Raw genomic sequence first — 13,781 nt, forward strand, 5'->3', positions numbered from 1 at the left:
TACCGCCAATATAATGAGGGTTAATCATACTTTTTTGATCTGCATCATTTTTATCCCCTGTAGAATGAATTATTACCTTAATAGAGTTTTCTATTTTAGAAACTAAGTGTTAGCCGCACGAAACACTAAACAGCAGCGAACTTAACGTCACCATGCTATTATCTGTCCCCTTTTTTATCGCCTTAATATTGATGCTGTAATCACTTCACCACTAATGGGTAATGATGAGCTAAATATACCAATAAATAGTACATTAAGGAGTAAACATGCAAGCCCTTGTTGCTGTAGTTATGGGTTCTAAAAGTGATTGGCCAACCATGGAAGCTGCGGCTGAAATTATGGATAAGCTCCAGGTGCCTTATCATGTTGAAGTTGTTTCAGCTCACCGTACTCCAGACAAGCTGATGGACTTTGCCAGTACAGCTGTCGACAAAGGTTACAAAGTGATTATTGGCGGCGCGGGTGGTGCGGCTCATTTACCTGGCATGATTGCTTCAAAAACACGTTTACCTGTTCTGGGTGTCCCAGTACAAAGTAAAGCGCTATCAGGCATGGACAGTTTATTATCTATCGTGCAAATGCCAAAAGGTATTGCGGTAGGGACTTTGGCGATTGGTACCGCGGGTGCATTTAATGCAGGCTTATTAGCCAGCCAAATCCTTGCGATAACCGACAGTGCATTAGCTGCTCGACTTGATGCATTTCGTGAAGAACAAACTCGCACGATATTAGACAATCCAGATCCGAGAGAAGCGTAATGAGCCAACAACATACTGTTTGGGTTTTAGGTAATGGTCAATTGGGTGCCATGCTCAGCCATGCAGGGCAGCCTTTAGCGATAGATGTTCGCCCGGTTGACATAATGGCGCCAACAGGCAAGACCTTACCCATTGATGCATCACACGTTATTACTGCTGAACGTGAACAATGGCCAGAATCAAGCACTAGCTTACAACTCAGCACTCATCCACACTTCATCAATGGTCCTGTATTTGGGCGCTTAGCTGATCGCTTCACTCAAAAAAGTCTACTTGACGAACTCAATGTCGCGACATCTCCTTGGCAGCTAGTTGACGAAAAAGTACAAGCCGACGACTTACACCAAGCTTATGGCGATCGCGTGCTATTAAAGCGCCGCACTGGTGGTTATGACGGCAAAGGTCAACACTGGTTAAAGCAAGCTGAAGCAACTAGCATTCCCAATGACTGGCGCAATGAAGCCATTGCTGAGCAAGCGATTAATTTTGATGAAGAAGTGTCTTTAGTTGGCGTGCGAACTCAAGATGGCCGCTGCTTGTTTTACCCTTTGACATTAAATTTACATCAAGACGGTATTTTAATGGCGTCGATTGCACCATTAGCTCGCCTTAGTCATTTGCAAGATGAAGCTGAAAGCATGCTTTCAACCATTATGAATGGCCTTGAGTATGTCGGTGTAATGGCTATGGAATGTTTCCGCATAGGAGAACATTTACTGGTTAATGAACTGGCTCCACGCGTTCATAATTCAGGGCATTGGACACAAACGGGTTGCCATATTAGTCAATTTGAATTGCATTTACGTGCTTTATGTCATCTGCCAATTCATACACCGCAAGTCAACTTTCAATGTGTCATGGTGAACTTAATTGGCATTGAAAAAGATGACCGCTGGTTAAGTCTGCCTAACGCTGAACTGTTTTGGTATAACAAAGAGGTTCGCCCTGGTCGTAAAGTGGGTCATTTGAACCTATCAGTGCATAATACTGAAGCGTTAAATGAAACCATAAGCCAATTAAAATTATGGATGCCAGAGCAATACCAAGCACCACTTGATTGGATATTAGCTGAATTTGCTTAGCGATTATCGCGTTATTGTCTACGTATAAAAAAAGAGCCTAGGCTCTTTTTTTATACTCATTTTTCACATTAATTTTTATGATAAAAATCTATACACAGACTCGCCCAAGTACTTGTTCTAACTTGTAGGAAGTTTTACTTTGAATTTGAGCACTTTCGACAACCACTTTTAACCCTTGAGACACTTCTTGGCTCAGGCGTGATATTTCATTGGCTCGTTGATTTATGCTTTCAGTTGAGGTTTGCTGACCTTGAATGCTATACGTCATATTACTGGCCACATTGTCTAGTAGGCTATAGGCTGCTTCAATATCTTTAAAAGCGCGAGTGACACGTTGACACTGTTCAACACTTTCATGGCTAATACGTTGACTTTCGCTAATGCCATTAACGGCATTTTTAGCTTTAGTTTGCAGCTGCTCAACAATGGTCTGTATTTCCACAGTTGACTCTTGAGTGCGATGTGCAAGTGCACGAACTTCATCGGCAACCACGGCAAAACCTCGCCCTTGTTCTCCAGCTCGCGCAGCTTCAATAGCGGCATTTAATGCAAGTAAGTTAGTTTGCTCAGCAATACTCTTAATCACTTCAAGCACCTTACCTATCTTTAAACTGTCGTTATTCAATAAACTAACATCATTGACCATGCTTTCAATTCCACTGGCTAAAGCCGTCATTGCGGTTTGATTTTCAATAGCGTCTTTATTGCCAATTTGCAGTAATTGATGCACTTCTGCAGACGTTGATTTTAACTTACTTGCATTAGTTGATAATTCAGTAGCGGTATGGGTAATTTCTTGCAGTGATAGGGTAATTTGCTGGTTTTCTTGAATGCTTTTATCGACTGAACCTTCGGCATGATGCATTTGTTCGGTTAATACATTCGCCCCTAGCTTGAAAGCTTTAGCATCAAGCCTTATAGCATCGAGTATCACTTTAAGGCCTTCAATAAACTGGCTTAAGTCATTAGTGATTAATGCAAGTTCGTCAGATTCAATATCTTTAAGTGGCCCTACTGGCGCTTTTTCTGTACTCACGACGAGTTGTAAATACTGATGTAATTTAGCCAAACGTACTTGTAAATAATGATCCATTGACCACAGCCCAATTGCCAGCTGGCATAATAGTAATCCAATCAATAAGCCAAATACACTTGCCTTAGTCATGTCATTATCTAGAAAACTGACAATGACTAAAAAAGGGACAAAGGTTAATAAAATAGGTACTAATAGCTTACGGTGTATCGATTTTTGGAATGTCGTTTTCATATTATTTTCCGATCATCTTATTATTATTCAATTTGAACGTTTTGTTATCACTAAATAACCTCAACTCGGGTTAAGAGATGGGCTCAATAAGCTGAATTCAACAGATTTAGCTTATTTTGTAGCAAACTTGCCATTTGTGTTGAAAACAAGGCGCATTAGCACGTCAATAGCTGGCCTATTGCACGTACTCTTGTGAAAAAAATAACGCTGTTAGCAATGCAAATAGCTGTTTGGTAAGCGTTTATCATCCCGATCTGAGGTTAAATACTTGTGCTAGCAGCCTTACTGGAACAGGTATCCTTAACAAACTGATTACATTGTATCGACAAACAACTGTGAAGTTAAACTAATAAAATATTATAAAAAAATACCACCTAATTTTAGATGGTATTTTCTTGATTATTTTAACAATAAAAATGGGCTTGAGTTAGCCGAAGAAAAGCCGCCATAACCATGAAGAGTCAAGATCGTCCTTACATGTTTGATATTGCTGAGCATAGCGCCTAGCACGATCATCAACTTTTTGAGCGACTGGCGTTAACCATTTTTTGGCTTTATAGGAACCGCGTTTATACCCCCCCCAACCTTCGTGGTAATTTAGATACTGGTTTTTCGCATCCCATTTCGACACGCCATTAATCTTATTGGTTTTATATATAAACCAGCCCATAAAGTCCATCGCATCATCAAAGTTACTGCGACTAGACCAAGAGTTACCTGTTTCTCGCACATAATCATCCCAGGTCATGGTTTTAGCCTGCGCATAACCATATGCATCGCTGGCACGCCCCGTAGGAATAAAGCCTAAAAAATACTCCATTGGTGGAGCGGCATTATGCTTGAATGAACTTTCTTGATACATCATGGCTAAAGGTATATGGACAGGCACGCCCCATTTTTCACGGGTATCAACCGCAGCTTCATACCATGAACGATGTTCTTGAAAAATGGAGCAAAGGTTTTCAGGCTCGGCAGGAGGAGATGTCGCACAACCGGATAATACAATTACACTGCACAAACTGACCATGCATAAGAACGGTTTCATAACACCTCAATTAGCTAACTTAATATAAATTTAGTGTCACATCTATGGTCAGCTAATGCAATTATGGTTGTGGATTTAGCTCACATTCAAAAAACTCTTGTTTAAATACCACGGGTTGCCAGAAGTCTTTATTAGTACCGACGTAAATTTTGTCGGTATTCATTTGAGCGGCTATATGATAACGCTGATCCGTTTCAACATTGACGATTAAGGTTTTTGGGCCTCTGGCTGACAGTGACACTTTTAACTCTGGTGAGTTTATTAATTCCACTACCGTAAATTGATGCTCACCCGTTTGCAGTAAGTAATTAGGACGAGAAATAACCGGTTTACCATCTAAGTGAGTCACAATCGTGCGATAAAGGTACTGGCTTGCATCCGGTTTGATATAAGCCGACACAATGCCACATTCAAGACCATTGCCAGACAAAGCACAACCAGACAGCAACATTATCGTTGCTGTTAGACTGAGGAATAACCCTGATTGTGGGGATAATCGCTTTACTACACCCATCACACTTTATCGCCTGTCATTATGCTTTACAGCCACTATACAACTCTGGCGAAGCGACTTCTTTAAAATACTCTTGTAGGAATACATCAAAATTAGGCATAGACTCGGATTCTATTTGTTGCTGCTTGCTTAGTGATGATTCGGCCTCATCTCTATACTGCTGTTCAGTATCATGACTTAATGGATAAGTGCATAAAAACTCATGATAATTATTAGCGAGTTGTTTAACCCAGTCACCATGATCAACATTTTTAGTGATAATTTCATTAAGCACACGGCCAGAAAGTGTTTGACTAGGATCTTCAATCGCACCTGCCCAATGAGTTAATGCGTTTTGATAACTGTAGCCATGCTCACCATCTAACAAAGTGGCTAGCGGAGACAGATCGGCAAATAAATTGGTTAGCCACACTTTAATGTCAATGTCCTGGCCATTTTGCTTAAGCAATAATCCAGGCTTACGCCCTTCTAATACAACTGCTTTTAGGTTAGCAGCAATCTCTTTTTCACCTTGGCCATCTGTCAGTGCTGACGGTGACAATAAACAATACAGTAAGAATAAATCTAAAAAGCGCACTTGAGTCGCATCAATACCCACTGGACTAAATGGATTAACATCCAGTGCCCGTACTTCAATATATTCAACGCCGGCACGCATCAGTGCCTGTGAAGGTTTTTCACCTGCTTTAGTTACCCGTTTTGCGCGAATAGGCGAGTAAAACTCATTCTCAATTTGCAAAATATTATGGTTTAGCTGACGGTATTCGCCGTCCACATGTACACCAATTTGTTCAAACTTTTTCGATGGCATTTTAATCGCAGCTTGCACGCCAGAAAGATACTCAGGTAATGAGTTATAACTGATATTCAGTGTATCTTGCTCTTTATTGGTATAGCCTAAATCACTCATGCGTAATGAAGTTGCATAAGGTAAATAAAGCGTACCTTTACCGATTTTTTTAAAATCAAAATCAACGGTTTGATCTTTCACAAACGATGAACATAAGGCTGGAGTAGAGCCAAATAAATACGGCAATACCCACACTAAACGGCGATAATTTCGGATCAAACCAAAATAAGATTCAGAAATGAACTCACAGCGACTTAATGAGTCTGAACGCATCTGCGGATGATTAGACAATTTGCGGTCAAATAAACGTTGCCATAATTCCGCTGACACTGAAAAGTTAAAATGCACCCCTGAAATAATTTGCATTAACGCACCGTAACGGTGGGTTAAGCCTTTACGGTAAAGGGTTTTCATCAGGCCGTTATTTGACACACCGTACTGCGCCACCGGAATGTTTTTCACATCGCCAACATAACAAGGCATGCTAACGGGCCATAATTTTTGGCCATTCAAATTTCGCACTGTGTAGGCATGAGTTTGCGTTAACTCTTCGAGTAACGCATCAATGTTATTGTGCACAGGGGTAATAAATTCAAGTAAAGCTTCACTGTAATCAGTGGTTATCCTTGAATGTGTTAATGCAGAGCCTAAAGCTTGTGGGTGTAAATCTTGTGCCAACTGGCCATTATCTTCGATACGCAAAGCTTCACGCTCAATACCACGAAGCATACCGAGTAAGGCTTCGCGCCCTTCGCTGTCGCCAAGTTGGTCGACAATTTCATTGAAAGATTTCAATATTCTATTCTCTATTGATTAATTCGCGTGATTAAATACGATTGGTATCATTAGACCCGATGATACCCGAGATTATTACCAAATTGGCAAAAAAACTGTAAACAAAAACGGCAACAGAAAATCTGCCGCCGTTTTTTATCTGTTATTGATATTGATATTGGGGTAAATCAGCTCAATTCAAGTCAGCTAGATTAAGCAATTAATTTAACACTTCAATTGGATAACCTAATAGTGAGAGTTGCGGCTCAATCACCTTCTTATCGCCAACCACTAATATCACCATAGTATTGATATCAAGTAGCGATTTAGCAAGTGAGTTTAATTCAGTAATCGTCACCGAATTAATAATCTTAGTCTGCTGAGCGGTAAAATGATGGTCAAGCTGATAACGCTGAATTTTACGAATAAAACCGGCCTTTTGATAAGGTGTTTCAAAGTCCAAAGCTTGTCCTTGAGTAATCGAATTGCGCAAAAATGCCAATTCAGTTTCATTCATACCTGACTGCTGATAAGCTTTAATTTCATGAATAAACTCACTAATAGCCGCACCTGTTACATCGCTTCGCACACTGGCTGTGGCAATAAACTCACCACTGTCCTCTTGGCCACTGAAGCTTGTTCTGGCGCCATAAGTGTAACCTTTATCTTCGCGTAGATTTAAATTTATCCGGCTATTAAATGCGCCACCCAATGGGTAGTTCATCAAATTAGCTTTAAAATAATCACCTGTTACATCATAGGTTAACGCGCGTTTACCAATATTGATCACCGACTGTGCCGCATCTGGCTTATCGATAATATAAATAGTTGCAGGTTTAGCATGCACACGTTTATCAATTGGTGACAGCGCACTAGCGGGACCTGCCCACTGGCTAAATCCGTTAAGCATAGGCATCACATCGGCTTTAGTTAAATCAGACACTAACACCATTTGCGCATTACCTGCAGTAAACTGCTGTTGATAGAAAGCTTTTACATCATCAAGTGTTAATGCTGATACCGTTGCAACCGTGCCTAAATCGCTGCTGCCCATGGCGGTGTTATTGCCATACAACAAGGCAGAAAAACCATTATTAGCCAAGAAACTTGGATTGGTCATCGCTTGTTGTAAACTTTGTAATTGCTGTTGTTTAACGCGTTCAAAGTCAGCACTGACAAAGCCAGGGTGAAATAAACGTTCTTCAACAATACTTAAGGTTGCAGCAAGATTTTTAGACAAACTAGACACTTGCACATAGGTTTGTGACTCTCCAGCACTAACACTGACACTTGAGCCTAACATTTCTAATGCTTGGGCTAACGCCTCCGCTGAGCGCTTATTGCTTGATTCATTCATCATAGCTGCGGTTAGCTTAGCTAGGCCGGCTTTCTCAACAGCGACAGTACGATGCCCTCCCTCAAGGTAAATCACTAGCTCAACTGTCGGTGTTTCTTCATTTTCAGTGCCCATCACCTCAATACCATTACTTAAGGTAGCAGACCAAAGTGTTGGTACAGTCAGTTGTGGTGCCTCCCCCGTAGCGGGCATTAAGCTGCGATCAAAACTTGATACTACAGGTTTAATATCAACCACTTCGGCAACAGCATCTTCTGCTATAGCCAAGGTTTTTGGCGCAAAGTTATCTGCTTTGGCAATCAATTGAGATTGACCTTCAGGCACGACACTCATGACCACTTTAGGTTTATCTTTGATGTACTGATTAAATACCCGCATAACATCTGCTTTAGTCACGCTGTTGTAGCGGGCTAAGTCTTTAGCAACCCGATTAGGGTCACCATAAAAGGTCTCATTTGACGCTAATGTAGCAACCTTACCCGCAACGCTTTGTAATCCAAAAATAGTACTGGCTTCAAACTGCACTTTGACCTTTTGTAAGTCGTCGTCAGTCACACCACGTTGCTCAAACTCGGCAATAGATTCGTTAATTTTAGCTTCTAATGCATCCAGCTTGCCACCATTAGCAGGGTTGGCTAATGCATAGAGGGTAAATTGACACATTAATTCTTGGCAGGGATGGCTAACCGAAGATTGCACTGCAAGCCCACCTTTGACCAGATTTTTATATAATAATGATGTTTGACCACCGCCAATAATATTGGCCAGTAAATCTAATGCGGCTTCATCAGGGTGACCGGCATACACGGTTGGCATACCAACGTACAGCAAAGGCAGATGCACTTTATCTTCCATTGAAAGATAACGTGTTTTATCTAGGGTCACCGCAGGTTTAGTCGCTGCATCCACTTTAGGGCCAGAGGGAATTTCACCAAAATATTGGTTAATCCAGGCTAAGGTTTGCGCTTCATCAAAATCACCACCAATGGTTAATGTGGCGTTATTAGGCCCATACCAGCGTTGAAAAAAGTGTTTAACATCATCAACAGTGGCACGTTCAAGATCGTCCGGCCAACCAATTACTGGCCATGAATAAGGATGCCCTTCAGGATAAAGAGCTTGTGCAAAACGTTCACCTAAACGGCCGTAGGGGCGATTATCAATCCGCTGTGCTCGTTCATTTTTAACGGTTTCACGTTGTACCTCAAACTTTTCGCTGGTTAATGCGGGTAACAAGAAGCCCATTCTGTCGGACTCTAACCAGAGCATTTTTTCTAGCTGGTTTTTAGGCACGGTTTCAAAATAATTGGTTCTATCTGAATTGGTGGTGCCATTTAGCGTCCCACCTGCTTCGGTAACCACTTTAAAGTGTTGCTCATCCGCGACATTTTGTGAGCCCTGAAACATCATATGTTCAAATAAATGGGCAAAACCACTGCGTCCGGCTAATTCTCGCGCAGATCCGACATGATAAGTCACATCAACATGCACTAGAGGATCTGAAGTGTCTTGATGCAATATCACTGTCAGTCCATTGGCTAACTGATATTTTTTATAAGGAATGCCGCTGTTGCTGTCATCGACAGCAAGGGCTTCAACTAAACTAACGCCTGCTGGCAAGCTGGTTTGCTGTGCGATTGGGTTAACACCATTATGAGTATTTTCTGCTGCACATCCGGTAATAGCCGCACTGATCGCGACTGCAAGTATCCACTTTTTCAAAAACACACCTCTTGAACTATATAGCTGTATTATCATATAGCTATATGATTAAATTGCTGCCATAAATATAAAAACAATGACACTGTAGCGTACTGTTTTTCCAATAAGAATCATGACTATTGAGCTTGCCACTGGTAATTTAGACCAGCCAGCAATTAAACATAAGAAGTCACCTATAAGCGGTAACCAAGATAACAATAACGCCCATACACCAAAGCGCTCAAACCACCTTAATGCACGTTGATAATATTTATTATCAAAATCCGTTGGCGATTTTGCAAACCGCCCCGCTCGGCCTAAATAATAACTCGTGACGGCCCCTAAGGTATTACCCACACTGGCAACAATTAACAAGGCTAACCAGGGCTGGCTGTTTTGTTGCAACAAGCCAATAAGTAAAATTTCTGATCCACCTGGTAACAAAGTGGCAGCTAAAAAAGCCCCAGAAAACATCAGCCATAACTCGGTCAAAATATACCCTTATGATTTTAAATACTATTTAAAATATTTATGAATAAAAAACGCATCATTATAAAGGTTACTGCGCAGTAACAATTAATAATTATATTAACATTGATATATATAATTATAAGTTATATCAAATTGACGTTGTTTGTCTGCATTTGCCTATCTAGAATGCCATTAAACTTGATTCATCTACTCAGCATGCGTAACGTACGCTGTTGATTCATCCCGCGATAGTAAAGATGAGTTATTCGTCTTTATAGCTGACTAATAATGACAATAATATGAGAACTTCGATGATTTTAGACACCTTTAAACGTATTCCATTTTGGCAAAAAGTCCTCGCAGGCTTCATCTTAGGGACTCTAGCCGGTATCGCTTTAGGCAATTCGGCAGTAATGCTTAAGCCGTTGGGTGATTTATTTATCAGCGCCATTAAAATGCTGGTCGCCCCGTTAGTTTTCTGCGCCATTGTAGTCAGCATTACCTCATTAGGAAATCAAACAAACTTAAAGCGCTTAAGCTTTAAAACCTTAGGTCTATTTATGCTAACAGGCACAATAGCCTCATTTATTGGTCTTGCCGTTGGCAGTTTAATTGACATGGGCGGTTCACTTGAACTAGCCACCAGCGAAGTGCGCGAGCGTGATATACCTGGATTTGCTCAAGTATTGCTCAATATGATCCCAGTTAATCCTTTTGCTTCTTTAGCTGAAGGCAAAGTATTACAGATAATTGTGTTTGCAGCCTTAGTGGGTATTGCTATCAATGCCGTAGGTGAAAAAGCAGAACCTTTAAAAAAGGTTATGGAAGCCAGTGCTGAAGTGATGTTCCAACTGACACGCATGGTACTTAAACTTACCCCGATTGGTGTGTTTGGTTTAATGGCTTGGGTGGTTGGCGAGTATGGCTTAAGCACTTTACTGCCATTAGGTAAGTTTATTATTGCCATTTATATTGCAGCGTTAATTCACATTATATTTGTTTATGGTGGCTTAATTAAATTTGCCGCAGGGTTAAGTCCGATAAAATTTTTCCGCAAAGCCATGCCTGCTCAACTGGTTGCTTTTAGTACAGCTTCGAGTTTCGGTACCTTACCCGCCAGTACTCGTTGTACTGAAGCTATGGGCGTATCAAAACGTTATAGCGCCTTTGTATTGCCTTTAGGTGCGACAATGAACATGGACGGTTGTGGCGGTATTTATCCTGCTATTGCGGCGATATTTATTGCGCAAATTTATGCAATTCCATTAGACATGACCGACTATATGTTAATTGCTGTCACCGCAACTGTGGCTTCAGTCGGCACAGCGGGAGTGCCAGGCAGTGCAATGGTTATGCTCACGGTTACCTTGGGCGTGATTGGTTTACCATTAGAAGGTATTGCATTTATTGCTGCTATTGATCGCATTATTGACATGATCCGCACCGCAACTAATGTGACTGGCGACATGATGACCGCGGTGGTTATAGGTAAAAGCGAAGGCCAATTAGACGTTGAACAGTTCAACGCTGAAGAGATACCAGCGGAGCAAAAAATAGCATAACAAGTATTAAAATGACTTATTGAGTATCTTTGAGTCTATTGATGCCGATACAATAAATGCCAATATCAACTTAATGATGTTGGCATTTTTTTATCACTTATTCTGCCTGGTTAACACTCATTTGATATCACTCTGATTTACCATAATCATCATGCAACAAACATCTTGGGCAATAGCACTAGACGCAACCTAAAGTAGAGTCTCTCTATGTGTAAAGACTGTTCATATCGAGTAAAAAATGCCATTCAAGTTACCGGCTATATAAACAAATATATTTTGATTACTCGTCATCTAGCATCATAGCTTCTTTTATTTCATCACTGCCGAATCCTTTACGGGATAAATAGGCATATGCTTTGGATTTTTCTTTGTGATCCGATAAGTTATAACGCTTTTTAGCGAGTTGATCTTTACAGCTTTGATAGAAATCAACTTCTTCGGTTAAGGTTAATTGGTACACTACTTCCTCAAAATCACTGACATCAATTAATCGTTGTTTAAGCTCCTGCAAGATAAGTGTTCTACCTTTGCCTTTATTATATAGCTTAATAATTTCTGTTGTGAGGTCGACTTTATCCGCTTTTATCGCCAGCTTGCTACGCAATGTGTCACTTTCAGGATGCTGAGATAGTGCATGTTCAATTTCTGCACGAGAAAACCCTTTGGTGGTCATCTGGGTGTAGACTTTTTCTTTACTGGTACCATAAAAATTATCAAATCTATTGAGTAATCTAGAAGTGGCCATTTCAAAGGTATCAACTTGTTGCTCCTCCATTACTTGCTCTATTGCTGTTTCAATGTCTGTTGCGGATACCCCGCGCAGTTGCAATTTTCGCCTTATAGCTCCCGCGCCTAGCTCACTGCTAAAAGCCGACTGACAATAACGAACAGCGAAGTCGAAGTCATTTTTTAAATAACCGTTTTCTACCAGTTTAGCCAGTACGATATCAATCCACTGTTGATTATCAGTTTTACGCGCTAGCTTGGTGCGAATTTCATTAATAGTGAAGTCTTGCTGACCAAGATGCCAGTAGGCACTATTAAAGACATTATCGATGGTTTTGGCTTGACGTAATGGGGCGCGCTGCATAGAAATGGTTCTTTCAGTAACAAATAATCTCCAACAGTGTAGCAGTTATGGCTAATGATGATTAAGCAAAAAAATAAGGCCAGCACATGATGTACTGGCCTTAATTTAGTAATATCGACACACATTACTAGGTGTTGATTCTATGTGTCATACATAACTACTTTTAAGTAATATTAGCCTAACACGGCTAATAACACCCCCGCAGCAACCGCGCTACCGAGTACACCGGCAACGTTAGGCCCCATTGCATGCATTAATAAAAAGTTTTGATGGTTAGCTTCAAGGCCAACTTTATTAACCACTCGTGCCGCCATAGGCACAGCAGATACGCCAGCGGCACCAATCAATGGATTAACTTTACCACCTGACAATTTACACATTAGCTTAGCCATGAGTATGCCGGCAGCGGTACCAATACTAAATGCGACAGCACCTAACACTAAAATACCTAAGGTTTCGATACGTAAAAACTGATCTGCCGATAATTTAGAACCCACTGCGAGCCCTAAGAAAATCGTTACAATATTGATTAATTCGTTTTGTGCTGTTTTTGATAAACGGTCAACAACCCCCGACTCACGCATCAAATTACCTAAGCAGAACATACCCACAAGTGGTGTTGCCGCAGGTAAAAACAAAATGGTTAACCCAACTACCATTAACGGGAAAATAATCTTTTCACGCTTACTGACTTCGCGAAGCTGTTCCATTTTAATGCTACGTTCAGCAGGAGTGGTTAATAACCTCATAATAGGTGGCTGAATTAAAGGGACTAACGCCATGTAAGAGTATGCAGCAACGGCTATTGCGCCCAATAAATCAGGTGCTAGCTTAGAAGCCAAAAAGATAGCGGTAGGCCCATCCGCACCACCAATAATGGCAATAGCCGCGGCATCTTGCATGGTAAATTCAAAACCTGGCACCCAATTTAATGCTATCGCGCCCAGCAATGTGGCAAAGATACCAAACTGTGCTGCGGCTCCTAACAGTAACGTTTTAGGGTTAGCAATTAAGGCTCCAAAATCGGTCATAGCACCTACCCCCATAAAGATCAATAACGGAAAAACCCCCGTCTCAATCCCGATATGGTAAGCATACCAAAGTAAGCCGCCTTCGTCGGTAAAGCCTGCATTGGGAATGTTGGCTAAAATAGCACCAAAGCCGATAGGCAATAATAACAAAGGTTCAAAACCGCGTGCGATTGCGAGATAAAGTAATAAACACCCTACCCCCATCATTAACACTTGCCCCCCAGTAAAATGAGCAATACCTGTTTCGCCCCAAAAGGCCATTAATCCTTCCATAATGCC

Annotated in this window: 11 protein-coding genes; 3 read left to right on the forward strand and 8 right to left on the reverse strand. The window is 41.1% G+C overall.

All coding sequences use genetic code 11. The features are described 5' to 3' along the window. Positions 1-266 precede the first annotated feature (266 nt). Both purE and purK read left to right on the forward strand, forming a co-directional pair. Positions 267-758: a 5-(carboxyamino)imidazole ribonucleotide mutase gene (purE, locus tag L0B17_RS15035; protein ID WP_235085908.1), complete on the forward strand. Its 492-nt coding sequence runs from the start codon at positions 267-269 to the stop codon at positions 756-758. Then, complete coding sequence (gene purK / locus L0B17_RS15040; RefSeq protein WP_235085910.1) at positions 758-1,840, forward strand: 5-(carboxyamino)imidazole ribonucleotide synthase; 1,083 nt, start codon at positions 758-760, stop codon at positions 1,838-1,840. Before purE ends, purK begins: the two co-directional genes overlap by 1 nt. Before the next feature lie 88 nt (positions 1,841-1,928). On the opposite strand, the gene L0B17_RS15045 is transcribed toward purK, so the two are convergent. The 6 genes from L0B17_RS15045 to L0B17_RS15070 form a co-directional block, all read right to left on the reverse strand. After that, on the reverse strand, positions 1,929-3,107 hold the full coding sequence (locus tag L0B17_RS15045) for a methyl-accepting chemotaxis protein (protein WP_235085912.1): 1,179 nt from the start codon (positions 3,105-3,107) through the stop codon (positions 1,929-1,931). A gap of 427 nt (positions 3,108-3,534) precedes the next feature. Beyond that, complete coding sequence (locus tag L0B17_RS15050) at positions 3,535-4,152, reverse strand: transglycosylase SLT domain-containing protein (RefSeq protein WP_235085913.1); 618 nt, start codon at positions 4,150-4,152, stop codon at positions 3,535-3,537. Between the two features lie 61 nt (positions 4,153-4,213). Further along, complete coding sequence (locus L0B17_RS15055; RefSeq protein ID WP_235089856.1) at positions 4,214-4,666, reverse strand: hypothetical protein; 453 nt, start codon at positions 4,664-4,666, stop codon at positions 4,214-4,216. A 19-nt stretch (positions 4,667-4,685) separates the two neighbouring features. Further along, the gene (gene gshA, locus L0B17_RS15060; protein WP_235085915.1) at positions 4,686-6,311 is read right to left on the reverse strand and encodes a glutamate--cysteine ligase; all 1,626 of its coding nucleotides are present in this window, start codon (positions 6,309-6,311) and stop codon (positions 4,686-4,688) included. Positions 6,312-6,510: 199 nt separating this feature from the next. Beyond that, a complete protein-coding gene (locus tag L0B17_RS15065; RefSeq protein WP_235085916.1) occupies positions 6,511-9,369 on the reverse strand; it encodes a M16 family metallopeptidase in 2,859 nt (952 codons plus the stop codon). Between the two features lie 48 nt (positions 9,370-9,417). Further along, positions 9,418-9,840, reverse strand: a complete 423-nt coding sequence (locus tag L0B17_RS15070; RefSeq protein ID WP_235085918.1) for a YqaA family protein — start codon at positions 9,838-9,840, stop codon at positions 9,418-9,420. Positions 9,841-10,130: 290 nt separating this feature from the next. On the opposite strand from L0B17_RS15070, the gene L0B17_RS15075 reads away from it, so the two are divergent. Beyond that, on the forward strand, positions 10,131-11,381 hold the full coding sequence (locus L0B17_RS15075) for a dicarboxylate/amino acid:cation symporter (RefSeq protein WP_235089857.1): 1,251 nt from the start codon (positions 10,131-10,133) through the stop codon (positions 11,379-11,381). Between the two features lie 280 nt (positions 11,382-11,661). On the opposite strand, the gene L0B17_RS15080 is transcribed toward L0B17_RS15075, so the two are convergent. Beyond that, the gene (locus L0B17_RS15080; protein WP_235085920.1) at positions 11,662-12,471 is read right to left on the reverse strand and encodes a RecX family transcriptional regulator; all 810 of its coding nucleotides are present in this window, start codon (positions 12,469-12,471) and stop codon (positions 11,662-11,664) included. A 173-nt stretch (positions 12,472-12,644) separates the two neighbouring features. After that, positions 12,645-13,775: a sodium ion-translocating decarboxylase subunit beta gene (locus L0B17_RS15085; RefSeq protein ID WP_235085922.1), complete on the reverse strand. Its 1,131-nt coding sequence runs from the start codon at positions 13,773-13,775 to the stop codon at positions 12,645-12,647. Between the last annotated feature and the right edge of the window lie 6 nt (positions 13,776-13,781).

Origin of the sequence: Shewanella sp. OMA3-2, from assembly GCF_021513195.1 — a bacterium.
In the GTDB taxonomy this organism is placed as follows: Bacteria; Pseudomonadota; Gammaproteobacteria; order Enterobacterales; family Shewanellaceae; genus Shewanella.

Excerpts from the sequence above, each read along its gene's own strand:
- purE (WP_235085908.1), top strand. The coding sequence starts at position 267 with ATGCAAGCCCTTGTTGCTGTAGTTATGGGTTCTAAAAGTGATTGGCCA.
- purK (WP_235085910.1), top strand. The coding sequence starts at position 758 with ATGAGCCAACAACATACTGTTTGGGTTTTAGGTAATGGTCAATTGGGT.
- L0B17_RS15045 (WP_235085912.1), bottom strand. The coding sequence starts at position 3,107 with ATGAAAACGACATTCCAAAAATCGATACACCGTAAGCTATTAGTACCT.
- L0B17_RS15050 (WP_235085913.1), bottom strand. The coding sequence starts at position 4,152 with ATGAAACCGTTCTTATGCATGGTCAGTTTGTGCAGTGTAATTGTATTA.
- L0B17_RS15055 (WP_235089856.1), bottom strand. The coding sequence starts at position 4,666 with ATGGGTGTAGTAAAGCGATTATCCCCACAATCAGGGTTATTCCTCAGT.
- L0B17_RS15075 (WP_235089857.1), top strand. The coding sequence starts at position 10,131 with ATGATTTTAGACACCTTTAAACGTATTCCATTTTGGCAAAAAGTCCTC.
- L0B17_RS15080 (WP_235085920.1), bottom strand. The coding sequence starts at position 12,471 with ATGCAGCGCGCCCCATTACGTCAAGCCAAAACCATCGATAATGTCTTT.
- L0B17_RS15085 (WP_235085922.1), bottom strand. The coding sequence starts at position 13,775 with ATGGAAGGATTAATGGCCTTTTGGGGCGAAACAGGTATTGCTCATTTT.